Genomic DNA, 24,287 nt, shown 5'->3' with positions numbered 1-24,287 from the left:
GGTGGGGCACACCGAAATCAACGCTTGGGGACAGACCGATCTCTACTCTTTGATGGCAGCATCAACGAGCAAATCGACTGATTGATCCAAGAATCCCCGCGCCTTCAAGGCCGGGGAGTGTCAAACAGCTTAATATCCTTCCGGGCCGATGGTAGTACGATCGCACTCAGCGTCAGATAAATCTCCCAAACGCGATCGAAATAAATTACACCCAGCTAATTGAGCCTTGGTGAATTTGGCATTTTCCAAGTTAGTTCTGCTTAAATCAGCATTTCTCAAATCTGCATAGCTCAAATCAGCATTGTACAAATTCGCACCTTGCAAATTAGCTTTCTGTAAATTCGCACCTTGCAAATTCGCGTGGCGCAAATTAGCTCTTGACAAATTAGCACCGGACAAGTTCGCTTCCGACAAATTAGCTTGATAAAGTTGAGTGTCACCCAATTCAGCATCTTGAAACTGAGTTTTAGAAAGATTAGCTTGAGTCAGATTTCCGTAGGGTAAATAAGTTTGCCTCAAGTTACTGCCAGAAAGATTGATTTCTTGCAAATCAGCTTGAAACAAGTCATTTTCACTTAAATCTACGGCGTCAAAGTTTCGCTTGCCCTCAGAATACTGAGCCAGCAATTCCTTAGCGCTTAGCTTTTGCATTTTTACCCCTTTATGACTACAGCCAGTGCTGCCCATCCATTAGAATAATTAATGGATTTGTTTCTGCGTATTTATACCTATTGATTTCCTTATGTTAAGCTTGTGTAACAACGATCGCATTTTTTCTAAGATTTTTTTTATATTTGTCCATTTATCCGCTGCTAGTAAGTAGTTTGTAATGTCAAGATCGAATCAGCAACCAGAGAGGCTCCAACTCCGACTATGCCAGAAACTACAGTATCCATTGCTCAGCACTACCACCAACGGACCAAATATGACCCTGAAACCATTGCAGCCAAAAGCAGACAGCTAGACTGGGAAGAGCAACCTGTTCCTTTCAAGGAATATAAAATAGGAGCATATTTTGACCTCAAGCCCTATCTCAAAGAGACATCACAGGATTCCTCAGCAGATTCTCATGACAGTTGGTGGCATCGATTGTCCAACTTCCTGTTGTGCAGCTACGGTTTGACTGCTAAGGTGTCCACCATGGATGGGAGCCCGCTGTATTTGCGATCGGCACCGTCGGCTGGCGGGCTTTACCCCGCAGAGGTTTATTTAATCTCCCGTGGCACTAAGTATTTGCCAGCCGGACTTTACAATTATCAAGTGAGAACTCATTCGCTAGTGCACTTTTGGGATAGCGAAGTTTGGCTAGCTCTACAAGCGGCTTGTTTTTGGTCGCCAGCCTTAGAAGATACCAAATTGGCACTAGCAATTACCAATGTCTTTTTCCGTTCTTCTTGGCGCTACGAAGACCGAGCTTATAGACGAATTTTCCTAGATACAGGTCATTTATTGAGCAACATCGAATTAGCTGCGGCACTCAATGATTACCGACCTCACCTGATTGGAGGATTCGCAGATGAAGCCATCAATCAATTGCTTTACATAGACTCCAAGCAAGAAGGAGCAATCTGTGTAGTTGCTATAGCGGACTTGCTAGATATCAACCAAAACTTGCCAAGATTCAGAACAGCTTTACCTGGAAAAAGCACCACAGATTATCCGCACATTCCCGAAGGTCAACTGCTAGAATACCTCCATCAAGCTACACAATTAGATTCCGATACGACTGGTGCAGATGGCTGGAAACTAAATGAAATTGAAGAGGGAATAGAAGATAAATATAATTTCCCATTTTGTACTAAAGTATCGACGGTGACTCCTTCGATCAGTTGGGGATTTCACTTAGATAATTTAGAGAATACAATTCTGAAACGGCGTTCGACTCGTTCCTATACAGGTGCTTCCTTGAGCTTAGCAGAACTGCTAGCCCTGCTGGATTTTACTTATCAACCACATCACTACACAGACCAAGGATTAGACGGTTATCCTGACTATTTCGATTTGAGTTTAATCGAGACTTTTGTAGCAGTATCTGCCGTGAATGGTCTCGAAGAAGGCTGTTATTATTATGCTCCTAAAGCTCAAGAGTTGCGACAAATTAGGTTTAAGAATTTCCGTAGGGAGTTGCACTATTTGTGCTTGGGCCAAGAATTAGGCAGAGATGCGGCGGTTTTGTTGTTTCATACGGCGGATTTGAAGAAGGCGGTGGCTAAATATGGCGATCGCGTTTACCGTTATTTGCACATGGATGCGGGTCATTTGGGCCAGCGGCTGAATTTGGCGGCGATTCAATTGCGTTTGGGTGTGAGTGGGATTGCCGGATTTTTTGATGATAAGGTAAATGAGGTTTTGGGAATTCCCGCTGATGAAGCAGTGGTTTATATTACTACTTTGGGTAGACCTAGATCTTGATGTTAGTTGTTAAGTAGATGAGTGGGAAAATAGAAGGGTAGGCACGGTGGCGCTACCCCTACAAAACCATGATTTGTCACCAGAATGAAACAGCCCTGCCCTAGCCCCCCTTAAGAAGGGGGGAACAAGAGTTTTCTCAAAGTCCCCCTTCTTAAGGGGGATTTAGGGGGATCTAGACTCGGCTATGAACGAGAGATACAAAGGCTTTCAGGCGATTGTTGACACTAATGGGTAATGCCCTATGCCCTTCCCCCCTGGGGGCAGAGCTCTTTCATTCTCCAAAAAACGATGATTTTGTACGGGCGGTGGATGGTGCCTGTCCGCCCTCATGGCCTGTTGAGAAAGGCTATATATTTGTTGGGAAAAAATAGGAATCAAAAAATTACCCTGACTTGGAAAATAGTCAGGGTAAATGAGTTTCCATTCAATTAGTTTCCCTAGCGAGTAGAGACCATTTCGTGTGCTTGGTGTAACGCTTGCCGTTGCCAGTTTCCATTCAATTAGTTTCCCTAGCGAGTAGGGAGGAAATAATAACGAACTGTCCAAAGCCGAAGAAATCGTTTCCATTCAATTAGTTTCCCTAGCGAGTAGGGAGGCAGTTATCGGAACCTGCTGAACACCTTCCCGAAATGTTTCCATTCAATTAGTTTCCCTAGCGAGTAGGGAGCCAAGCCAAGTCTGTGTTTACAGATATTGTGTTTCCATTCAATTAGTTTCCCTAGCGAGTAGGGAGACAAACTTTGACTTTGCCAAACGGTGAAGAAATGAAAAGTTTCCATTCAATTAGTTTCCCTAGCGAGTAGGGAGAGTTCGCCGCAGAGACCATACCCAGAGCGGGATTCAGCCATCAAATCGACGCACCTCCCAAATATAGCATAGATGAATCACAAAAAGGAGCAAACCATAGCCCTCAAACCCTATCCCCACTTGGCATCGACGCACCTCAACGAAATTATAGGGGTTTCAGAGATTCAGCGAGGTGCGTCGATATTGGCTTAGGTTGCCTCTGTAATGCACAAGTGAGAAGCAGAAAATATAGGCTGTAATTCAATGATAGCAAGGGTTTCACTAATTTATAATTTTAAAATATTCGAGCAGGTTTCTATCACATCACCCTAGGAGGCAAAATTTGGTGAAATTGCCAAAACTACGATCGCCCTTTTACAGTTTTGCACACCACAGTCACAATTACAGGGCTGAATGACTCCGCCAAAGAAACCGGGTTTTTCATGAAAATTATGGTTGGAAATTAAGTATTTTGGTAAAAAACCAGGTTTCTGAGTCTTGGATGGACTCCCGCAAAGAAACCGGGTTTTTCAATGAATTCCTATGAGAAGTAAACATTTTGGTAAACAACCGGGTTTCTGGGACTCTCTGCTTATTTGCCAATACAAAATCTACTGAAGATTCTATCTAATACTGATTCTGTCACTTCCTCTCCCGTCACTTCTCCTAGGGCTTGAATGGCACCACGCAAGTCTATGGTCCAGAAATCTAAGGGCAATTTATCGCTAATCGTAACTAGGCATTGTTCTATACAAAATTTGGCTTTGGTGATGGCTGCTGCTTGCCGCTGATTAATTGCTAAGTCTAGGTTTTCTGCTTGCAAGTTGTCGCTGTTGACGGCATCTAAGATGGCGGTTTCTAAGTCTTCTATGCCTCGATCTAGGGCGGCGGCGGTGGTGACTATTCGGTGATTTTCAGAGGAAAATGGTAGTTTTGGGGTGGTTTTTACTAGGTCGATTTTGTTGAGGATGATGATGAGTGGGCGGTGTTTTACTTGTTGGTAAATTTCTGAGTCTGCTTCTGTCCATCCCGATTGTGCGTCTATTGTCAATAATACTAGATCGGCTTGCTTTGCTGCGATGCGCGATCGCTCAACTCCTATCTTTTCTACTTTGTCTTCCGTTTCCCGAATTCCCGCAGTGTCTAGCACCTGCACTGGAATTGGGCCGACAACTAACTGCGATTCTACTACATCCCGCGTTGTACCGGGCAAGTCAGTGACGATCGCCCGATCGCTCCTACTCCACGCATTCAACAAACTGGATTTTCCCACATTTGGGCGGCCGACGATCGCCACTTTCAAACCACTTCTCAACAACTCTCCGCGATCGGCTGTGGTCAAAATAGTTGACAATTGCGCCAAAACCTGAGTTATTTCTAACACTATTTGAGCCTCATTTAAAGGCGGCAAATCTTCCTCAAAATCTATTCTCGCTTCAATTTCCGCTAACACATCTAAACAAGTTGTTCTCAATTGACGAATGGGCTTAGCCAATTTTCCTTGCAACCCCGCCAAAGCACTTTGGGCAGCAGCCGGAGATTTAGCTCCCACCAAATCAGCGATGCTTTCTGCTTGAGTTAAATCTAGTCTTCCGTTCAAAAAAGCTCGCAGGGAAAACTCTCCCGGTTGCGCCAATCTGGCTCCGTTTTCCAAACATAATTGCAAGACTTGCTGCACCGCCATAATCCCGCCGTGACAGTGAAATTCTACCACATCTTCGCGGGTGAAAGAACGGGGTGCTTTCATGATTAATAGTAAAGCTTCATCGACTAATTCTTGACTTTGGGGGTGGTGGATATAGCCATAAATAATTCGGTGAGAGTCCCAAATTTGCTTTCCTGGACTGCGAAACAAAGTTTCGGCAATTTTGAGAGCTTGGGAGCCGGAAACTCGCACAATGCCGACACTGCCTTGTTGGGGGACGATGGCAGTGGCGATCGCTGCGATCGTTCCTCCTTTTGTTAATGATTCAGCCATTTTTAATTACTTATATTGAAAGTCTGAGGTATCTTACAGTTTATTATTGCATTTCCCCATGGATCTTCTTGCTTCTTCTATAAGTTGAGGGTGGGGTTCTCTGGTCCAAGAGACCTTTGGCATAATTCCTGTGGAACAGGCTATAAAGCCTGTTCTTGAGTGTGTTTTTAGCAGATGTCTAAGGACTACGGGGATCGGACTGATGCTAATTTTAATGCTATACTCATTGATTAACTATCCTGATTTTATGCGAAAATTCAATCAGTAACAGGGATGAGGGCATATCATGATTGGTCAACTTCTAGACAGACGTTACCGCATCATTAAAGTCACAGACTCAAATGAGGTGGGAACCACCTATTTGGCAGCAGATACTCACCGTCGGGGTTCTCCGCAATGCCTGGTTAGAAAAATGCGACTTCCCGGTAAGAGTTCGCAGATTCCTGAATCAGTCCAAACTATCTTTCAAAGAAATGCCGAAAAAATTGAAAAATTGGGAAAACATCACCAAATTCCCGAATTATCGGCTTATTTTGCAGAAAATCGAAGTTTATACTTAATTGAAGAATTAATTGCTGGGGAACCTTTAAGCACGGAACTAATCCCCGGTCAACCTTGGACTCAAAAGAAAGTAGTTGGTTTGCTTGAGGAAATATTAGAAGTTTTGATGTTTATACATGAGAACGGCTTTATTCATGGCAGAATTCAACCAGATAATCTGATTAGGCGTGAGTCCGATGGGAAATGGGTGTTAACGGACTTTCGTTTAGATGGGGAACTGAACCCGGAAATAGCTAATTGTTATTTGTCATTACCAACTTCCTCGAATTCAATTAAATGGTCTGTTGCCAAAAAACAGTCGGTGGTTGCCAAGACAGTATATACGCCGATGGAACAATGGGAAGGCAACCCTCGCTACAATAGCGATATCTATGCTCTAGGTACGATCGCTCTGGTTGCTGTGACAGGAGTTTCGACTCTTGAACTGGCTTCCTTACAAAATCAGCAGCAGAAAATAAATGGTGGCGATCGGGCAAATTGTTCTGTAGCTTTAGCAGATATTATTGAGAAAATGGTGCGCTCCGACTTTGAGGAACGCTATCAGGGTGCCGCAGAAGTTTTAGCCGACTTCAAAAAAATCAGACGAAAAATCAAGGTTGAGCCACCGCTACCAACCACCATTACTCCAGCTATGAGTCAACCGCCTCTGAAGCCGAGTCAAATCATCCTGCTCAGTATTGCTGGAACATTTTCCGCTTTAATCTTGACAGCAGGACTCATTTACTATTGGCAGACTCAAGATCCAGCGAGGTCACAGGAATTGTTCGTCCAGGGTCAACAAAAGGCACTGCAAGGGGACAAAACAGGTGCGATCGCTGATTATACCCAAGCGCTGGCCCTGAATTCTAAGGATGCCGAAGCTTTTTACAAGCGGGCTAACGCTCGCTACGACCTTGGGGCTCGCGAACAAGCAGTAGAGGATTATACTCAAGCCATTAAACTCAATCCTAGTCACAGTAAAGCCATCTACAATCGAGGTTTGGTCCGCCGGGAACTAGGGAATAAGCAGGGTGCTCTGGAAGATTTTACCCAAGCAGTCCGGCTGAATTCCACTGATGGCAATGCTTTTTATCAAAGGGCTTTGGCTTACTACGATTTGTCCGAGTATCAGGCGGCAATTGAAGATTATACCCAAGCAATTCGGTTGAATCCCAATGATGCTAAAGCTTATAGCAACAGGGGTTTGGCTCGCTCCGCTGCTGGGGACAAAACAGGAGCGATGGCAGATTTTACCCAAGCGATTCAAATTAGCCCCACAGATGCTGGTGTTTATTATGGTCGGGGTCGATCGAGATTTAATGTGGGAGATTATCAAGGAGCAATGACAGATTACACTAAGGCGATCGAATTAGCGCCCGATCGAGCTGATGCTTATACCAACCGATGCAGCGCTTATTTGAATTTAGCAACCTACGATAAAGCGATTGAAGATTGTACCCAAGCAATTACCATCGATCCAAAAGACGAAGCTGCTTATAATAACCGCTGCATTGCTTACCTGAATTTAAAACAATTTCAGAAAGCCGTTGAAGATTGTAGTTTAACCATCGAACTCAACAATAAAAATTCCAAAGCATACAGCAATCGAGGATTGGCTCGTAACGCTTCGGGAGACAAGGCCGGTGCCATCACCGATTTTACCGAAGCAATTCGGCTCAATCCCAGTGATTCAGTTGCTTATAGCAATCGCGGTAATATTTACTCGGAAGTGAAAAACTATAATTTAGCGGTTGCAGATTTTGCACAGTCAGTGAAACTCAACCCCAACAATGCTACAGCTTTCTACAGTCGAGGTCTCGTCCGTCGCCAACTCAAAGACCGTAATGGGGCGATCGCAGATTTTCAGAAAGCTGCAACGCTGTTTATAGAACAAGGAAGAGGCGATGGTTTTCAAGACGCGCAAGCACAAATTAACGAACTTAACTAAATGCTTCATCAGTTAACTGTTAACTGTAGTCCTTACCAATTCCTATCCGAGCCGGGGATTTTAGATTTAAGTTAGCCATAAATTTAAAATCCCAAATCCCAAATCCCAAATCCCAAATCTAAAATTCTTTCATTACTCATTACCAATATGAACATGGTTGGTCAACTTCTAGACGGACGTTACCGCGTAGTCCAAGTGCTGAGCTCTGGGGCTTTTGGACAAACATATTTAGCTGTCGATACTCGCCGCCCTAACCACCCTCAATGTGTAGTCAAACAACTGCGACCACCTAGCAATACTTCCACAGTTCTCAAAACTGCTTATCGATTATTTAAACAAGAAGCAGAAATTCTAGAAAAATTAGGAAAACACGATCAGATTCCCTTTTTATTAGCATATTTTGAAGACAGCAATCAGTTCTATTTAGTGGAAGAATTTGTGCCTGGACAAGCACTAAACAGGGAAATTGTAGCTGGTCAATACTGGCCGGAAGAACGAGTGATATCCCTCCTAGAAGAAGTCTTAGAAATTCTCGCTTTTGTCCACTCTCAGGGAGTGATTCACCGCGATGTTAATCCGTCCAATTTAATCCGCCGTAAACCCGATGGAAAATTGGTTTTAATTGACTTCGGCTCGGTCAAAGAAGTTACGACTCACATCGGTGAATATGATACAGAATTTCCGAGAACGATTGCCACAGGGACTCCGGCTTATATGCCGATCGAACAATTTCAAGGCAACCCACAATTTAGCAGCGATATCTATGCAGTCGGGATGATGGCTATCCAAGCTATTACGGGATTGCCCGGTACTGATTTGCCAAAATTGCAAGATCCAAGCCCTTCTCATACCGGAGAAATTGTCTGGCGCAACCGCTCTCAATGTTCTAACAATTTGGCTAATATCATTGACAAAATGGTCTGTCATCAATTTGGCAAGCGCTATCAATCTGCTGAGGAAGTTTTGCAGGCTTTGAGCAAGATCAGACATCGCCACGATCCAGCAAATAATTCTCAAAAAAACAGCCTTTCTCAGTCCAAATTCAAGTCTTATGGTAACTCGTTTTTCAATTTGGGAAGCAGGTTTTGGTTGCTGGCTTTCGCTGGGTTGGGGACTCTACTAGGTTTGATATTGCTGTTCAATTACTGGAATCGTCCCAATCCTGTCAAAGCTACGGAATATTACGAACAGGGGGTGGCAAAGTCTCGCGATCGAGATGCTGCTGGGGCAGTGGAGGCTTTTAGCCAGTCACTGAAATTCAATCCTAACAATCCTGAGACTTTGTATCGGCGAGCTAATGCCAATTATGATTTGAAAAAGTATCAGGAATCCATTGCTGATTATTCTCAGGCGATCGCTCTAGATCCTAATTACTATCAGGCTTATTTTAACCGAGGGTTAGCTCGCTACGATTTTAACGACAAGCGAGGCGCTCTTGAGGATTACACTAAGGTTTTGAGTCTCAAACCTAACGATGTTGATGCTTATTATGAGCGAGGTGTTGTTTATTTGGATTTACAAGATTACAAAACGGCGATTCAAGATTTTAGTGAGGTGATTCGGTTGCAACCTCAACTGGCTAAAGGTTATCATTCGCGGGGATTAGCTCGCGCTGCGGGGGGAGATTTGCAGGGAGCTATTGGGGATTATACAGAAGCACTTAAACTCGATGCTCAAGATACTAAAGCTTTGTACAGTCGGGGGAGAGCTCGCTTTCATTTGGGAGATTATAAGGGAGCTTTTGCCGATTATTCTCAGGTAATTGCGATCGATCCCAAGAATGCAGATGCTTATGCTAATCGGTGCAGTACGCAGTTAAATTTGGCGGCTCATCAAGCAGCCATTGACGATTGCACTCAGGCTATTGCGCTGAGCGATGAGGATGCGGTTCCTTATAACAATCGCTGCATTGCTTATTTAAACTTAAAAGATTATCCCAAAGCAATTGAGGATTGCTCTCAAGCTGTGAAAATGAATCCCAATGATTATAATGCTTTTAGTAATCGGGGTTTAGCTCGCAACGGAGGGGGAGATGCACAGGGGGCGATCGCGGATTTTACCTCAGCCATTGGCATCAATCCCAACGATGCTGAAGCTTACGCCAATCGAGCCAAGATTTACCAACAATTAAATAATTACAATAGTGCGATCGCCGATTATGTGCAAGCAATTCGGATCAACCCCAATTATGCTGCGGCTTACTACGGTAGAGGTGCTGTGCGTCGCTCTTTAGGAGACAAAGCAGGAGCGATTAGTGACTATGAAAAAGCCGGAAAAATCTTTCTCGATCAAGGACTTACCGGCGGTTACAAAGATGCACAATTTGAGATAGAAAAACTCAAATAGTCAGGGGACGATAGTTAGTTGTCTGTTGATTGTGGTGAGGAAACAATCAACAGTCAACTATTCCCAATTCCGTTTACGAGTCTTGAATTCGCTTAACCAACTCATAAAAAGGTTGCCAATTATCCTCAATAGCTATTTGCTCCCAAACCGCCTCAATCGTCGGTCTCAATAGCGATTGTTCGGGATTGCACCTGCGTAACCTTTCCGCCATTCGATCCAGATCGTCGGAGGACAAAGTTTGCAAAACGTGACAATAAAACTGCCGCCAATGTGCTATTAAATCCGTCGGTTCCGCTTCACTAAAAATTTGACTCGCATCATCTCGCCAAGTGGGAGCAAACTGTTTTCGCAACTCAAAAAAGAAACCTTGATAATCGACTTGAGACTCCGCCAGCAATTTAATTGTCAGTTGCAACAACTCATCAGCATCAGCCTCCGGCAATTCTTCAAATCCCAATTTATTGAGCATCAACTGTCGATAAGCTGCATTATAATAATCGCCAAACTTTGCCAAAGCAGCATCCAGATCGGTTTGAGCGATCGCACAAACTAGCGGTTTCTGAAGTTTCTCTAAATTCCCCTGGCAAACAAACGGTTGATTCCCGTAACAATAAAGACCATAATAGTCAAAATAAGCCGCGGTAAACTTAGGATTATAAGTAGGGATAAAAGCAAAAGGTCCATAGTCAAAACTTTCCCCAGTAATCGACATATTATCAGTATTGAGTACAGCATGACAAAATCCCGCCGCCATCCACTGAGCCACTAATTCGGCTACCTTCTTGACTAATTCAGCATAGAACAGTGCATACTTGTCCCCTGGAGCAAGACCCTCATTGCTGGCTGCCAAATGCAATTCAGGATAGTAATATTCAATCACAAAATCTAAAAGTTTTGTAATTAAATCCGGGCGACGGATGTAATGCAATCTTTCAAAAGTACCGAACCGGATGTGAGAATGACTAAAACGTATCATGACAGACGAGCGCGTGGGAGAAGGTTCGTCCCCACGCCACAAAGATTCCCCGGTTTCAACTAAACTAAAACAGCGAGATGTCCGCACTCCTAACCTATGTAAAGTTTCTGCCGCTAAAACTTCCCTAACTCCCCCTTTGAGAGTAAGTCTACCATCAGCAGACCGCGAATAAGGTGTGCGGCCAGAACCTTTGGTGCCAAAGTCATAAAGTCTGCCATCAGTACCGCGAACTTGACCGTACAAAAAGCCTCTACCATCGCCTAAATTGGGATTGTATTCGTTAAATTGATAGCCGTGGTAGCGGAGTGCGAGGAAGGGACGGACGCAGTGAAATTCCCCGAATGCTTGGATGAAATGTTCGTCGGTTACTTGTGCTGGATCTAAACCCAATTTCGGCAATAATTGGTCATTGCGAAAGCGGAGGATGTGCTGGGGAAAATTGGCCGCGGGGACTTCATCAAAATAGTCGCCACCGAGGGATTCGATGGCGGGTTCGTAGTTGAGGCTGAGCAAGGGATTGGACATTTTTGTATTTGATGCTGAAATTCGCGATCGCTCAATTATAGCGGAATAAACAAAGCCCTTGGACTACGTTCAGGGATTCGACTAGGCTCAGGGATTCTACTGCGCTGAGGAAGCCGGTCTTAAACTACCACAAGATTTGGCTCTAAACTTGCCACTAATTTCAGATTGTACTCATCTTCAAAAGCAGGTTTTTTGTAATCTAAACTCCACAGTTCCAGAGCGCAATCATCATCAGTATGTTGCGGTGTTAGTTGTAAATGAAACTCTCTAACTTCCGGTCTTACCTCGCATTTAAACTTAGCTACTGCTCCAATTTGCCTCCTATCTAAAGCGACTGCTAACCGCAAAAAAGGATGTAAATTACCAACTAATATTCGATATTTACGAGGGAGAATCATAAAATTTTCATGCTTCTTTTTCGGAGGACTTTTGCGGTGATAGCGGGCTAAATTAGCAATAATTTCAATCTCTGTTTCAGTGTAACCCAACAACTCGCCATTCCGAATTAAATAATAAGAATGCTTGTGGTGAGCCGAATGGCTGACATACAAACCGCAGTTGTGTAAAATTGCTGCCGCCCACAACAATTCCCGTTCTTCCGTTCCCCAATGATGCAAAATTCCTTGGGTTTGGTCGAACAAATTGAGCGTAAATGCTGCGGTTCTTTCGCTATACTCTAAATTAACTTGATATTTTTGGGCCATGTGTAAAATGCTGCGCTGGCGGATTGAACCTTGGTAACGCAAGCGGTTTTCTATCAAACCGTGAGACAGCATCCAGTCAACTATTACGCCTTCTCTCAAAGAGCGATCGCAAACCGTGAGAAAATCCATTCCTAATAGCGTCATGGCTTCCTGCAAAATCAAAGCACCCGCCAGAATAATTTCCGCCCGCTTGTCAGACATTCCCGGAATTGCCAACCTTTCGGCATAGGAAAGTTTGCGGAAACGATTGACTAAATCCCGCAAATCCTTTAAACTTAATTGATAGCCAGCCAGAGGACTTGGCACGGTTCCAAATTTTTCGCGAGCGTTAATAGCCGCTAAAGTTTCGATAGTGCCAGCAGTACCAATTAAACGTAGAGTTTCATCACCATTAAATTGAGCGCGCAATTCGTCGATCGGTCTTTCCAGCGCAATCCGAATATAAGCTTGCAAATAGGCAAACTCTTCCCTGCTAATCGGGTCAGTTTTGACAAATTCTCCAGTGAGGCGAACCGCACCAATTTTGGTACTGGTGAGACACCGAGGTTCTGCACTGTCTCCTAAAATTAATTCAGTAGAACCGCCCCCTATGTCAATAATTACCTGGGATTGATTGTTAAATTCCATTCCTGAAAGTACGCCGAGATAAATTCTCCGCGCTTCTTCCTGGCCGGAAATTAAGCTAACATAAAGGTCTAGTTCGTCCGCAACTTGTTTGAGAAAATCTCGACCATTAGGGGCTTCTCGAACCGCACTGGTAGCCACAGCGATTACTTGTTCGGCATTGAAGGTTTTGGCAATACCTTGAAAACGGCGCAAAGTGGCGATCGCCCTTTCCATCACCTCAGACTTCAAACACCCTGTTTTTGTTTCACAATCACCCAAGCGCACCGTATCTTTTTCTCTAGCAATAATCGTAAAAGCCGGCAATTTCGCATCGATGCGCGCCACCACCATATGAAAGGAGTTAGTACCCATATCAATAGCAGCAATAATGCGATTTGACTCCGCAGAAGCAAGTGAATTAACCATTAGAGTGTATCGGGGTTGACAGATATTTTTCATTATTTCACGAATCTACAGAAGCATCGAATCTAATTATTAAAAATTAAGCAAGGCTGACAGGGAAAGACTTTCACCGATTCGAGATGGCCGGTTTTCCATTGGATGCAGCCTTGAGCTTGGGCGATCGGCGCCTAAATTTTGATAAAATTAAAAATTAAAAATCTTAAATCTAAAATAGAAATGCTTACCAAGTCCGATCGCCCAACCGAATCCACATTCCTAGCCGTCGTGAGGCTTTTGAGATGGGACAAGCCAGCAGGACGGCTAATTTTAATGATTCCAGCCCTCTGGGCGGTATTTTTAGCAGCCCACGGGAGGCCACCCGCAACCTTGGTGGGTGTGATTGTGCTCGGCACCTTAGCCACCAGTGCGGCGGGATGCGTCATCAACGACTTGTGGGATCGGGATATCGATCCCGAAGTCGAAAGAACGCGATCGCGCCCCCTAGCATCTCGCGCCCTAAAAGTGCAAACTGCGATCGGAGTAGCCTTAATTTCCTTTGCGTGCGCCGCCATTCTCGCATTTTATCTCAATCCCTTAAGTTTCTGGTTGTGCGTCGCCGCCGTACCAGTAATTATCTGCTATCCCCTAGCAAAAAGATTCTTTCCAGTCCCACAATTAGTATTATCAATAGCCTGGGGGTTTGCCGTTTTAATTAGTTGGAGTGCAGCCGTTGGAAAACTAGAATTAGCGACTTGGTTGCTGTGGGGTGCTGTGGTGCTATGGACCTTGGGATTTGATACTGTTTATGCCATGAGCGATCGGGAAGATGATTTGCGTTTAGGCGTGAATTCCAGTGCCATCTTTTTTGGGGATAATGCCGCTAAGGCGGTGGGTTTTTTCTTTTTAGCTACAGTTGGTTTATTAGCGGCGATGGGGATTAATTTACAGTTGCATATTGGTTTTTGGTTGGCTGTGTTGGGCGCGGCAATTTTGTGGTTTTTGCAATACAGTGAACTGCGGAAGGCAGATATTCCGAATCCCGTTTATGGTCAAATATTTCGCCAAAATGTGTGGGTTGGGTTTGTATTGTTGGCAGGGATGATTGTTGGAGAGATTTTTTAATAGACATCGACCATATTTATTGTTGAACAGGCCGGAAAGCCTGTTCAAAAAGCGATATTAGCAGTTATCGTCAGGTGGAAAAACGCCAAATCTTAATAGTTCTATCTCGGCTACCACTTACGAGAGTTTGTCCGTCTGGACTAAAGGCAAGACAATAAACAGTGTCTGAATGTCCTAGAGTGTGAATCGGTTCTCCGGTAAATAAATCCCAAATTCTAATAGTGCGATCGGCACTACCGCTGGCGAGATATTTGCCATCAGGACTAAAGGCAATAGCGTGAACATCATCCGTATGTCCTGTCAAGTTGCTTTTGATTTCTCCACTGCTTAAACGCCACAGTTTAATCGGTTGCTTCGCCCCGCCGCTGGCGAGAGTTTGTCCGTCGGGACTGAAGGAAACAGTATAAACGATGTTGTCGCTAAAAAAAGAACGAGTCCAACCAATAGGGCCGTCCCCAGGGCCGTTTAAATTGCTGATTTCTCTGCCTGTGTGAAGATTCCAAAGCTTGATATTGCTGTCGAAACTTCCACTAGCCATTATATTGCCGTCGGGAGCGATCGCAACGTCATGAACTGCCCAAACATGACCTCTGAGAGTGTGTCGCAATTCCCCGTTTTCGAGGTTCCAAACTTTCACGGTACTGTCAGCGTGGTGTCCGCTGACTAAAGTTTTACCATTGGAGGTTAGGGCGATCGACCATACAGAAAGAACCACCCAATCATCGCCTTTGAGAGTGCGTTTTAGTTGCCAGGTTTGAGTATCCCACAATTTAATAGTGCCGTCAGGATTGGCGCTGCTGCTAGCAAGAGTTTTCCCATCGCTGCTGAAAGTAACGCAAGTCACGCCGCCAGAATGTTCGGTGAGATTTTCGAGAAGTTCTCCTGTTGTCAAATTCCATACTTTAATCGTTTGGTCCAGACTGCAACTAGCGAAAATTTGACCGTCTGGGTGAATCGCGACTGATTTAATAATGTCTGAATGATCTGTGAGAGTATGTTCTGTTTTCCAAGTTTTTTTAAGTTCCCGAAATGATTCTTGAAATTTTGTTTCAGTTTTACTGAGAAAACCTTCCCAAGTCGGAGGTTCTACAGCGGGATTTTGGCAAATTATGGGCAACCAGCTAACGCCACAATATTCCTGATTCCAAATGTCTTCTAGCTTTTTACGTGCCGATAGTACCGACCCATAAAAAGAACGCTTAAGAGCAAAATTAGTCAGAAAATACTGCAAAAAATCCTGTGCTACTCGATCGGGTACTGGTTCTCGCATCACAATACTTTGAGGAATTTGTAATTTAGCGAGTTCGTTGGCCAGTCCCAAGCCATCACAAGAATTAAAAATAGCCAGTTGCAAACCGTGGGATATCGCCAGCTTCAGTGTATTTTTAAGCTCATCGATATTTATAGTTTCCTGATGATTAATTTCAAATAGTCCTATTTGGCCATCAACTGTTGAGCTATGACCAGCAAAAAAGAAAATATGCCATCCTTTTTCATCACTAAGCCACTCGATAAGCTGCTTTTTTGTTGGCTGTTCTAGAAATTGACAGTCGGTCTCGTCTGGGTCTAAAAGTTCAAATATTTGCCTGTCAAACTGGATATCTATACCATCGCTATTGCCTAAAACAGCGATAATTCTGACTTTCTCAGCCTTCAATCGTGGTTTCCCAGCGCAATAATACTCTGGTTCGCTTAAGGCAATTTCAGCTTTTGTGTAATTATCTGCAAATAAATCCCAAACCTGCCAAGGAAGCTGTCTTAACTCATTGTTGCGTGTTTGAATAATTACTCTAATTTCTTCAGATCTTCTTAAATTTTGCTGTAAACTGTCTCGGATTTTTTGCCACTCACTATTTCCACAGTTGAGCCATTCATTGATGCTGAATATTAACTTTTTAGCAGATTCTTTACAAGAAGATTTACTCTGGCGTCTAGCTGTCGCACGAGATCGATTTCCTGACGCATTGTCAGAAAGTGAACTCACCTTTTTACTAAATGCAGCTTGCCATTCGCCAACTAATTGAGGAATATGAGATGCAGCGGGTAGATGACCTCTAACTACAATTTCGGGGCGTAATCCCTCTTGCCCAATCTCTAAAATGGCAGTAAACCCAAGCTCGAAGTTTCCTTCTGATAAATTCAAAATTACAAGCTTTTCCATTGATTTTTACTTATTAGCTTTCATTCAGTGAACTCAAAAATCTTCTGTTATACTAACGTCTCCCAAAATAATTTTGATACTGAAAAGCTCTGTAGGTTCGACACCAAATTCTAATTCTACGGAGTCTTCTGCATCTCCTGTTTGTTCTTCCATAATAATAGATTCAGATTCATCGAGGGCTATCACTTGTAAATTTTGTGGCAAATGAGCTGCATTATTAGTGGGATAAACCCAGACACAAATCCCTACTTCAGTCTCAGATTCAAGTGTGGTTTGGACAACAAGTGCGACTGCATGATTTCCCCCTAAATCAATTTCTTTGGCTCGCCTGACACTGTTTTCAGGTGCTGGGGTATCAACGCTTATAGAACGAGCTTGCTTTCTGGATAATATAGATTCTACAGATTGCCAATCTTCAATTAATACGAGACTACTAGAGTCAAGTTTTTGTGTTTTAACGATCGCATTTGGAGAACATTTCTGAACCTGAGCCACGAGTTTGTCAATTAATGGCTTATCTATTTCTTCGAGGGTAGCTTTCAACTCTAGTAACCATTTTAATTCAGATGATGGAGAGTCTTCTAAAGGGAGAGTTTCTTCAACAATGTCTTCCCAATTATCCACTCCTACAGCTTTACAAATACTGACAAAGTTATCTTGCCTAATGGGAATTCGTCGCCAAAACTTTCTCAAAGCTGCTTCACCGACTAAGGCATTTTCACGCCAAGGCACAGCAATTTTTGTCCATCCCTTTTTCTTTCTGGCTAAGTCAATAATTGCTAGTCCTTTTTTTGATGCTTTGAGTGCGATCGCCATTATTACCTCTACTTAACTCCTTGTCTAATTCATTTGTAGTTAATCCGATCGCTTTTGGGGGTAGTACCAGAGGGGGTACCAAAAGTGACGCAATCAAACCCATAGCCAGCAAGCATCCTAGATGTATGAAGACAAAAAAGTTAGGCCTAACTCAGTTGTCCTTTGTTCAAAAAATTGACTTGGAGACAAGAGTATGAATTGCAAAGTCTTGATTTCACCCCTCCTCATCTGCTCGATGGCGATCGGCAACATAAGTCTGGTAATAGCCGCAGTTTCAGGTGCTTCCATCGCCCGCATCGCCTTTGGGTCAGCCACCAATCACATGATACCTCGAATCTGTATCGACCGATATGGCAATGAATACCCATGTCCTTGATTAATTACTCTGGGACTCATGGGGTATCAAAAACCGGGTTTTTCTAAGAAAATATACAGTTTGCAGCCCGCAAATTTAGTCAAAAACCCGGTTTTTTTAGTCAGAGTGCGATCGCGCTGCGATCGCACTTTACCTTTAATTACAACCATTTATTTGCTTCAGACGCTGACGAGCCTTACCAATGTAAAAATCTTCATCGGGTCGATCGCACTTAGCATATTCCAGGCATTTTTTCCAAGCAGTCGCAACTTCTGCATGGTTCCCCAGATTTTCATACACTTCCGCCATAATGCCATAAGTTAAACCCCGATCGCCCTCTAGTTTCATAGCCTGTTGCAAATTGTCCAAAGCTTCTTCATAGCATCCTTGTTCCTTCCAAGCCCAAGCAAGATAAGTTAACAACCCTGCTTTGACTATTTTGTCATGCTGAACTTTCTCCGTTTCCACCAGTTTTAAACCTAGCCCAATTTTTTCAACGGATTTCCGCAAATCTTTATATTCAATGATATACAAGCGGCCCAACTTGCAGTAAGCCGCAGCAAATCCTAGGAATGCAGCCTGCTGATATAGTTGCATAGCGCGATCGACTATTCCCGCTTCTTCATACATCAAGGCTTGATTGTAATAAGTTGCTGCATTATCTGGATTAATTTTAATTGCTAGATCGAAGTGTTTTCTCGCTTCAATTAATTGCCCAGCTTCTTTTAATTTAAACCCTCGATTGTTAGCATCCCTCGCCTCCCCAATAAAAGTCACTTCTATTGGTGGGACCACAGGCTGCGATCGCTTTTTTATTGCTGCTTCCATCGCCAGCCTGAATCTTTTTTTAGTAACTTTTTTTCCTTCCCCAATCACCTCTGATACTAGAGCCCACAAACCTTGTGCTAGCCTTCTCTCGATATAGCTAGGTTTGTAGCCATAAATGTTCATATCTGCATAATCTACCTCCAGCCAGCTTAGGCGAATTATCTCTTTTTCCGCCCAATCCAGCGATCGGCCCTTCTTTTCCAAAACCCACGCATCCAAAACCTTCAACATTTCTGCCACTTCCATTGCTTTCCCCAGTTAATCTATTTTTTTTGTAATTATAAGATGATTTTTGTGATTTTTGTGATTTTTGTGATTTCTTTATAAAAATTGTGAACTTTGTGTGTGAATTTTAGCCTTGTTTTGATGATGCCACTCCTGGAAAATGTGTAGAAGTAACAACTGTACCAAACAAGGTTTAGGCGATCTGTGCGAATTGTACCTAAAGCCCTTGAGTGAGTTTAATCATTTTTCATCTCTACCAACCTAAACCAAAGTTTGTACGGTGTTACATCGGGTACATTTATTAAAAGGGTGATTATGGAGCGCATAAATGAATTGAGGTTGAAACTGGAAAGATATTCCGATCGCAGTCCCCAAGACGAGCGGTTATGTCAGCTAATTTTAAATATCTGCTTGCTATCAGGGGATAATCCCCAGCGTCGAAAATTGGTCGATCGATTATTTCGGCAACTGCAACTCTCACCAAAATTGTCAAAAGTTTCTCATCCCTATTATTATGAAGCCCAGAATAAAACTTGGCTATGGTTAAACAAGCACCTTCACGAGTTTAATCCCCAACATTCTCCGATTCAAGCCAGCCTCGTCACTTGGGTGAACGGTCATCTCAGGTATCGAATTAAAGATTTATATACTTCCCAAAATAGCAAATATCTAAACACAGTTCCTTTAGAGGCTTTAGAAACCAGTGGATTTTATGGCTGTTTGGATGCTTTGAACTGCGAAATCGAACGGATTGAGAGAGAAGAAAAACAAGCTTTAGCACGGGATATAGCCAATTATTTTAAGGGAGATCCACAACAGGAACTTCGCAACTGTCATCCTCGCAACCGTCCCGACTGCAACTGCCAAATCATTGCTCAAAAATTACTTTTGGATGAATCGCCCGCCAAAATGGCAACCATCGCCCGCCAATTGAATATCAAGGAACAAACTATTCGCTCTTTTTGGAGGCGTACAGGATTTTCCAAAATCCAAAAAATAGCGGTAAAAATTGCTGAAAAATACCCGCAATTTCTAGCTGAATTGTGATTGAATATAAATTTTATTTTAAGTCGCACGCGAAACAAGCCTTTCATCCCACACTAACCTTAGATCGGTATAGTGTGGGGATTCCCGTCTGGCTAGCTAAACTATGAAAAAAATCATTATTGGTATTATGGGGCCCGGCGAAAGTGCCACCTCAACTGATTTAGAAAACGCCTATCAACTCGGACAACTCATCGCCCAAGCAGGATGGATATTGCTGACTGGCGGCCGCAATGTCGGCGTCATGGAGGCGGCAAACCAAGGCGCAAAAGCTGCTAATGGTTTAACTATCGGTATTCTTCCGGGGAATGATACTCGCGGTATTTCTGAATCTGTAGATATTGCGATCGTCACTGATATGGGAAACGCCCGTAATAACATTAACATTCTGTCTTCCGATGTCATCATTGCCTGCGGTATGGGTACGGGCACGGCTTCGGAAATAGCCCTCGCTCTCAAAGCTGACAAATCAGTTATCTTGTTAAATGACAGCGCTGAAAGTAAAGTTTTCTTTGAAAAACTAGCAACAGCTAAAATTTTTGTGGTAGAGAATGTTGTAGAGGCGATCGCTCAAACTGGTAAAATCCTAGCAAATTCCACAGGAAATTCAAGATGAGACTCAGTAAAATCAACTTATGTGCGATCGGTGCCATCCTCACTTTCGGGATTTTAGTCACAGCCCAAGCAGAGGGGGGAATTGCACAGTTCAGTTTCCGCAACAAATTCACTCAAAAGTTAGCACAAACCCCCCCACCTCCTCCCCCTTCTACATTACCAGTAATCCCACAGACAGCACCCCCTATTACTAGCGAATCCCTGCCGGATCAAGTAGCTTTAGCAACCCATTTGCAGACCATTAGAGCCAGAATGTACGGTGCTTACTGGTGTCCTTATTGTCACCAACAACAAGAACTTTTTGGCAAAGAAGCATTGACTGCAATTACTTACATTGAGTGCGATCCCAGAGGAAAAGATGCTCAGCCAGATTTATGCAAAGCCGCCAATATCAAAGCTTATCCTACCTGGGAAATTGGGGGTAAATATTATACAGGTATGCAATCATTGGAAAAACTTGCTATCTTATCCGGGTATAAAGGTACTCGCAACTTTCAGCCCCAAGTTCCTACTCCTTAAAATATTTAACTGACAAGCTAAGTATTCTCAGCAACGGAGGACAAGGCATTGCCGTTTCCCTACAATTAATCGGGGTAGGGAAACGGCAATCCCGTGTCCTGATTATGGCTAATATTAATTGCGATGCTACTGGATTTAATATGGTTTCGGATTTTATTTTTTCCATCAACCGAAAATTTATCTATGAATCTTAATAAAAAAATGATATGTAACTTATAATTACTAAAAAAGTTAGGGGAACACTTTCCGAATTAACCTGCTACAGTTGAATGGACTTGCCTTGTCTGCGATCGCATCTCTAACAAGTATGATGTGATTAGCGATCGCATGACCATGCCAGCCGATCGACTCATTGCAAATTTGAATTATTCACGATAAAATTTAGTGGAGGTGAAATCCACCGTCATATCAATCAAAAATCTATTCACCAATTTTAATTTATTACAAAATATTCAACAACTTGTAAATCAAATAGTCGGATCGCCTTGAATAACGTAGGCATGGTAAAATGAAACAAAATTTAGTGACACTAATTGTAAGTGCGATCGCGCTTCTTGGCCTGCCCAGTTGCACAACGACAAGCAGCACACCCCCCACCACCACAACGCCTACGACTGTGGCAGCATCAACCCAAACCTCGTCGCTCAAACTTGGGGGATCGAGCAGCACATTGGGTCTGATTAAGGTGGTGCAAACCAATTATGAAGCTAGCACAAAAAATGTCAAAATTACCCAGCTAGAACCGGGGCAGTCCGAAAATATCATTGATGGAATTAAACAGGGAGTAGTCGATATAGGTGCAATCTCGAAAACATTAAAGCCAGAAGAAAATGATGGCAGCATCGAGTCTCGCGAAATTGCCCATGATGCCGTTGTGGTTGCGACTCATCCTAGTGTCACAGGGGTCAAAAACCTGACGACTGAAGATATCAAAGGCATTTATAGTGGTACGATCGCCAACTGGAAGGAAGTTGGAGGCAACGATGCTAAAATTGTGTTGCTCGATCGCCCAGAAGATGAATCTGCCAAACGACTCCTACGCAAACATTACTTAGGAACAGATTTGAAGAGTTCACCAGAAGCAGTAATATTGCGGAAAGAAACGGAATTGATCCAGACAATTCAAAGCACTCCTTATAGCATCGGTGCTTTTTCCCTTGCTCAGGCTATTTCCAATAAACTACCTGTCAACCGCCTCAGTCTCAACGGGGTTGAACCAACACTAGAAAATGTCAAAGCGGGGAAGTATCCGATGGTGCGGACAATTTCATTTGTCTGGCACAAAAATCCTTCCGAGGCTACCCAAGCGCTAATTCAATACATCTCTAGTCCCCCATCAATCAACGCGATGGAGCAGTCTGGCTTTATTTCAGTGACGACTTCCGCCAAGAATTAAGGGCTATGGCAATTCAATCCAGATACGCGCAATTACCCGTTGCCGTCAAGTTGTTATCACCTCTGTTGCTGGCATTTCTGAGTCTATGGACTGCCGGAACATTGAGTTTTGGTTATTTTGCGAGAAACAACTTAGAACAGATGGCGCAGAAGGAGATTTTGGATCTGGCTAGTTTGCTCAGGGAATCTTTAAAGCAAAGACAAGAATCAGTCAATTTGAAAGCTCGTTCGATGAGTGAGAATAATGATGCGATCCGAGCCTTAAATACTGGCGATCGCGCTTTATTACTACGGACTATATTACCACTCCAAACAAGTTTAAAACTGGATTTTGTCAGAATAGTTAATGCTGAGGGTCAAATCTTAGTGTCTTCGCAGTTAGGAGCCATTGGACAGGCCAAATTGCAGGATACCTCTATCAACCGCGCCGCTCGCACTGGACTAGAATTATCGGGAATTATGTTGTCAGAAAATACTGCTCCATCTTCGATGATTGGCTTGATCTCGATTAAATCATCTCAAAAGATACTGGCTGGCTTGGTTGCAGGATTAGCCATTGACGACGCAGTGTTAGAGTCAATTCGGGGCGACACATCGATAGATTTAGTGGCTTTTGATGACGAGAGAGTGACGGCAGCTACTTTGCCACTTAACCGCGATCAGTCTTGGCAATTCCCCCAACCAGATGATTGGCCCACCAAAATCATGATTGCCGGCGAAAAATACATGATCAAAACAGTCAAGCTAGAAGGTTTCGATCGGGCAACTCTCAAAATTGCTGTACTCCATTCTGCTAAGGAAATCGAGAAATCAGAACAGCATTTATGGTTTGTGGTGGGTAGTTTTGGTCTATTAGGAAGTGTCCTGATCGCAGTTGTGATGATCGGAGGATTCCGTATGACTCAAGCTCTCAGCCGTCGAATTCAAGGATTGACTAAGGCAACTCAGGAATTAGCCACAGGCAATTTAGCCCTTAGTATTCCGGTTGATAGTCAGGATGAAGTGGGTCTTTTAGCTCAGGGATTTAACAGTATGGCAGAGCAAATTACGGATCGCGATCGGCAACTGAACGAACAAGTGCAACAATTAAAAATTACCCTTGAAGAATTGCACCGCACCCAAAGTCAAATAGTGCAGAGCGAAAAAATGTCGGCACTGGGGCAAATGGTGGCGGGAATAGCGCACGAAATCAACAACCCGGTCAACTTTGTCCATGGCAATTTGCGTCATATAAATTTATATATTCAAGACTTATTCCGATTACTTGATTCCTATCAAAAACAATATCCAAACCCACCTCAATCTCTTCAAAATGAGCTGGATGATATAGATATAAACTTCTTAACTCAGGATATGACTAAGATTCTTCAGTCGATGAAAGTTGGGACCGATCGCATTCGGGATATTGTGCTTTCCTTGCGTAACTTTTCTCGCCTGGATCAAGCGGAATTCAAGCCTGTAGATCTGCATCAAGGCATTGATAACACCCTGATGATTTTGCAACATCGCCTCCAAGCTAACGAAGAACGACCAGCCATTGAAATAGTTAAGGAATATGCAGAACTACCATTTGTAGAATGCTATGCAGGTCAACTGAATCAAGTGTTTATGAATTTGCTATCAAATGCGATCGATGCTTTGGAAGAGAGTAATGCAGGGCATAGTTTTGAGGATATTGTTACCAAATCGAATCGGATTTGGATTAAGACTACCACAATTGAACCAGACTGGGTGCAAATTGCGATCGCGGATAATGGTACTGGCATTCCAGAGAAATCGCGATCGCGCCTATTCGATCCTTTTTTCACAACCAAACCCGTAGGTAAGGGTACAGGATTAGGGTTATCCATTAGCTATCAGGTGGCTCAAAAGCATGGTGGCAAACTATGGTGTGATTCCACCCTGGGTAAAGGCACAAATTTTATAATTGAGATTCCCATACATCAGCCGTTAATGCCTACTTGAAAATCAATTTGTGGTGTTT

At 43.3% G+C, this 24,287-nt stretch carries 18 protein-coding genes and 1 CRISPR repeat array; of the genes, 10 read left to right on the top strand and 8 right to left on the bottom strand.

The features are described from left to right. Positions 1 to 129 precede the first annotated feature (129 nt). Positions 130 to 651: a pentapeptide repeat-containing protein gene (locus AAFP14_RS22665; RefSeq protein ID WP_341734449.1), complete on the bottom strand. Its 522-nt coding sequence runs from the start codon at positions 649 to 651 to the stop codon at positions 130 to 132. A gap of 222 nt (positions 652 to 873) precedes the next feature. Between AAFP14_RS22665 and AAFP14_RS22660 the strand changes: the two genes are divergently transcribed. Beyond that, positions 874 to 2,412: a SagB/ThcOx family dehydrogenase gene (locus tag AAFP14_RS22660; protein WP_341734448.1), complete on the top strand. Its 1,539-nt coding sequence runs from the start codon at positions 874 to 876 to the stop codon at positions 2,410 to 2,412. A 416-nt stretch (positions 2,413 to 2,828) separates the two neighbouring features. Beyond that, positions 2,829 to 3,219: a CRISPR direct-repeat array (repeat unit 36 nt; unit sequence GTTTCCATTCAATTAGTTTCCCTAGCGAGTAGGGAG). Positions 3,220 to 3,790: 571 nt separating this feature from the next. Here the strand turns inward: AAFP14_RS22660 and mnmE are convergent. After that, complete coding sequence (gene mnmE / locus AAFP14_RS22655; RefSeq protein WP_341734447.1) at positions 3,791 to 5,176, bottom strand: tRNA uridine-5-carboxymethylaminomethyl(34) synthesis GTPase MnmE; 1,386 nt, start codon at positions 5,174 to 5,176, stop codon at positions 3,791 to 3,793. Positions 5,177 to 5,462: 286 nt separating this feature from the next. Here mnmE and AAFP14_RS22650 point away from each other — a divergent pair, with 286 nt between their 5' ends. Together AAFP14_RS22650 and AAFP14_RS22645 are read left to right on the top strand one after the other, a co-directional pair. Next, positions 5,463 to 7,664, top strand: a complete 2,202-nt coding sequence (locus tag AAFP14_RS22650; RefSeq protein WP_341734446.1) for a tetratricopeptide repeat protein — start codon at positions 5,463 to 5,465, stop codon at positions 7,662 to 7,664. A 153-nt stretch (positions 7,665 to 7,817) separates the two neighbouring features. Continuing rightward, positions 7,818 to 10,010, top strand: coding sequence for a tetratricopeptide repeat protein (locus AAFP14_RS22645; protein WP_341734445.1), 2,193 nt, complete (start codon positions 7,818 to 7,820; stop codon positions 10,008 to 10,010). A gap of 73 nt (positions 10,011 to 10,083) precedes the next feature. Here the strand turns inward: AAFP14_RS22645 and AAFP14_RS22640 are convergent, their stop codons facing one another. Both AAFP14_RS22640 and AAFP14_RS22635 read right to left on the bottom strand, forming a co-directional pair. Further along, positions 10,084 to 11,511, bottom strand: a complete 1,428-nt coding sequence (locus AAFP14_RS22640; RefSeq protein WP_341734444.1) for a protein adenylyltransferase SelO — start codon at positions 11,509 to 11,511, stop codon at positions 10,084 to 10,086. 119 nt (positions 11,512 to 11,630) lie between these two features. Beyond that, on the bottom strand, positions 11,631 to 13,247 hold the full coding sequence (locus AAFP14_RS22635) for a Ppx/GppA phosphatase family protein (protein WP_341734443.1): 1,617 nt from the start codon (positions 13,245 to 13,247) through the stop codon (positions 11,631 to 11,633). Between the two features lie 213 nt (positions 13,248 to 13,460). On the opposite strand from AAFP14_RS22635, the gene AAFP14_RS22630 reads away from it, so the two are divergent. After that, positions 13,461 to 14,345 (top strand): 4-hydroxybenzoate solanesyltransferase, encoded by an 885-nt coding sequence (locus tag AAFP14_RS22630; protein WP_341734442.1) that lies wholly within the window; start codon positions 13,461 to 13,463, stop codon positions 14,343 to 14,345. Between the two features lie 70 nt (positions 14,346 to 14,415). Here AAFP14_RS22630 and AAFP14_RS22625 read toward each other — a convergent pair whose 3' ends face one another. Together AAFP14_RS22625 and AAFP14_RS22620 are read right to left on the bottom strand one after the other, a co-directional pair. Next, positions 14,416 to 16,506 carry a WD40 domain-containing protein gene (locus AAFP14_RS22625; RefSeq protein ID WP_341734441.1) on the bottom strand — a complete coding sequence of 697 codons (2,091 nt, stop codon included), beginning with the start codon at positions 16,504 to 16,506 and terminating at the stop codon, positions 14,416 to 14,418. Between the two features lie 33 nt (positions 16,507 to 16,539). Beyond that, positions 16,540 to 17,322 (bottom strand): DUF1822 family protein, encoded by a 783-nt coding sequence (locus AAFP14_RS22620; protein WP_341734440.1) that lies wholly within the window; start codon positions 17,320 to 17,322, stop codon positions 16,540 to 16,542. A gap of 193 nt (positions 17,323 to 17,515) precedes the next feature. Here AAFP14_RS22620 and AAFP14_RS22615 point away from each other — a divergent pair, with 193 nt between their 5' ends. Further along, a complete protein-coding gene (locus AAFP14_RS22615; RefSeq protein ID WP_341734439.1) occupies positions 17,516 to 17,698 on the top strand; it encodes a hypothetical protein in 183 nt (60 codons plus the stop codon). 26 nt (positions 17,699 to 17,724) lie between these two features. On the opposite strand, the gene AAFP14_RS22610 is transcribed toward AAFP14_RS22615, so the two are convergent. Beyond that, positions 17,725 to 17,847, bottom strand: coding sequence for a hypothetical protein (locus AAFP14_RS22610; RefSeq protein ID WP_341734438.1), 123 nt, complete (start codon positions 17,845 to 17,847; stop codon positions 17,725 to 17,727). Further along, positions 17,834 to 18,751: a tetratricopeptide repeat protein gene (locus tag AAFP14_RS22605; RefSeq protein WP_341734437.1), complete on the bottom strand. Its 918-nt coding sequence runs from the start codon at positions 18,749 to 18,751 to the stop codon at positions 17,834 to 17,836. Before AAFP14_RS22605 ends, AAFP14_RS22610 begins: the two co-directional genes overlap by 14 nt. 294 nt (positions 18,752 to 19,045) lie before the next feature. Here AAFP14_RS22605 and AAFP14_RS22600 point away from each other — a divergent pair, with 294 nt between their 5' ends. The 5 genes from AAFP14_RS22600 to AAFP14_RS22580 all read left to right on the top strand — a co-directional run bounded on the left by AAFP14_RS22600 (position 19,046) and on the right by AAFP14_RS22580 (position 24,268). Beyond that, a complete protein-coding gene (locus AAFP14_RS22600) occupies positions 19,046 to 19,777 on the top strand; it encodes a hypothetical protein (protein WP_341734436.1) in 732 nt (243 codons plus the stop codon). 103 nt (positions 19,778 to 19,880) lie between these two features. Next, the gene (locus AAFP14_RS22595) at positions 19,881 to 20,390 is read left to right on the top strand and encodes a TIGR00725 family protein (protein WP_341734435.1); all 510 of its coding nucleotides are present in this window, start codon (positions 19,881 to 19,883) and stop codon (positions 20,388 to 20,390) included. Then, complete coding sequence (locus AAFP14_RS22590) at positions 20,387 to 20,908, top strand: hypothetical protein (protein ID WP_341734434.1); 522 nt, start codon at positions 20,387 to 20,389, stop codon at positions 20,906 to 20,908. The genes AAFP14_RS22595 and AAFP14_RS22590 overlap by 4 nt, the downstream gene beginning before the upstream one ends. Positions 20,909 to 21,416: 508 nt before the next feature. Next, positions 21,417 to 22,304, top strand: a complete 888-nt coding sequence (locus AAFP14_RS22585) for a substrate-binding domain-containing protein (protein ID WP_341734433.1) — start codon at positions 21,417 to 21,419, stop codon at positions 22,302 to 22,304. Between the two features lie 5 nt (positions 22,305 to 22,309). Further along, entirely contained in the window at positions 22,310 to 24,268 is a 1,959-nt protein-coding gene (locus AAFP14_RS22580; RefSeq protein ID WP_341734432.1) for a sensor histidine kinase, read from the top strand. Positions 24,269 to 24,287: the final 19 nt, after the last annotated feature.

Origin of the sequence: Microcoleus sp. EPA2 (genome assembly GCA_020882975.1) — a bacterium.
Classification (GTDB): domain Bacteria; phylum Cyanobacteriota; class Cyanobacteriia; order Cyanobacteriales; family Microcoleaceae; genus Microcoleus.
This window is presented reverse-complemented; position numbering and strand designations above follow the sequence as displayed.